Raw genomic sequence first — 1,487 nt, 5'->3', positions numbered from 1 at the left:
TGCTGCGCGACCCCGAAATGGCCGATCTGGCCCAGGAAGAAATCCACAGCGCCGAGTCCGATCTGGAGCAACTCGACGCCGAGCTGCAGCAACTGCTGGTGCCCAAGGACCCGGACGACGAGCGCAACGCCTTTCTGGAAATCCGCGCCGGCACCGGCGGTGACGAATCGGCCCTGTTCGCTGGCGATCTGGCCCGGCTCTACACGCGCTACGCCGAGACCCAAGGCTGGCAGGTGGAGACGGTGAGCGAGTCGCCCGGCGAACTGGGCGGCTACAAGGAAATCGTCTTGCGCGTCGCCGGTCGCAGCGCGCACGCCGGTGTGTACGGCCAGCTGCGTTTCGAATCGGGTGGCCACCGGGTGCAGCGCGTGCCGGCCACCGAAACCCAGGGCCGCATCCACACCAGCGCCGCCACCGTGGCCGTGATGCCCGAGCCCGACGAAACCCAGGCGGTGCAGCTCAACCCGGCCGAGCTGCGCATCGACACCTACCGCGCCAGCGGCGCCGGCGGGCAACACATCAACAAGACCGATTCCGCCGTGCGCGTGACCCACCTGCCCACCGGCCTGGTCGCCGAATGCCAGGACGGCCGCTCGCAGCACAGCAACAAGGCGCAGGCCTTGAAGGTGCTCACGGCGCGCTTGCAGGAAAAAGACCGCAGCGAACGCGCCGCCAAAGACGCGGCCACCCGCAAGGGCTTGGTGGGCAGCGGCGACCGCAGCGACCGCATCCGCACCTACAACTTTCCGCAAGGGCGGCTGACCGATCACCGCATCAACCTCACGCTGTACAAGCTGCTGCAGGTGATGGAAGGCGATCTGGGCGACGTGGTGCGCGCCTTGCAAGTGGCGCGCGGCGTTGAGCTGCTGGCCGAGCTGGAACAAAGCAGCCTCTGAACCGGCATGCCACATACAGCCCACACCCCAGACACCCCGACCACCTTGGCCCAGGCACTGCAACAGGCAAGTGCTGCAGGCCTGGACCGGATCGACGCGCAACAGCTGCTGCTGCTGGCCCTGGGCCGCGACACCGGGGCCCGCGCCTGGCTGCTGGCACACGGCGACGACCCCTTGCCACACGACTGCGCCAGCACATGGGCCGGCCTCACCCAGCGCCGCCTCGCCGGCGAACCCTTTGCCTACATCCTGGGCCAGCGCGAGTTTTTCGGGCTCACGCTGCAAGTCGATGCCCGGGTGCTGGTGCCCCGGCCCGACACCGAAACCCTGGTGGAATGGGCGCTGGAGAAGCTGGATACCTGGCCCGCCGAACCCGCACCCCGCCTGCTGGACCTGGGCACCGGCAGCGGCGCGATCGCTCTGGCGCTGAAATCGCAACGGCCCAAAGCCCAGGTTTGCGCCACCGACGCCAGCGTCGGCGCGCTGGCCGTGGCCCAGGCCAACGCCCAGCGGCTCGGTCTGGCGGTGGAGTTTCGCCCCGGCCATTGGCTGGCCGCCGTGCCCGGGCAGCGCTTTGACCTCATCGCCAGC

The 1,487-nt window shown here is 69.3% G+C and carries 2 protein-coding genes; both read left to right on the top strand.

The annotated features are described in order from the left end of the window. The coding region (prfA, locus tag ABYB95_RS23385; RefSeq protein ID WP_372662738.1) for a peptide chain release factor 1 at nt 1-896 on the top strand (896 nt) is incomplete at its 5' end. Nucleotides 897-902: 6 nt separating this feature from the next. Further along, nucleotides 903-1,487, top strand: a 585-nt coding sequence (locus ABYB95_RS23380; protein ID WP_372662735.1) for a peptide chain release factor N(5)-glutamine methyltransferase, incomplete at its 3' end; no start/stop codon positions are given.

The organism is Hydrogenophaga sp. (assembly GCF_041633695.1).
In the GTDB taxonomy this organism is placed as follows: Bacteria; Pseudomonadota; Gammaproteobacteria; order Burkholderiales; family Burkholderiaceae_C; genus Hydrogenophaga.
Note: the sequence above shows the minus strand (reverse complement) of the source record. Positions and strands in the feature narration are given on the sequence as shown.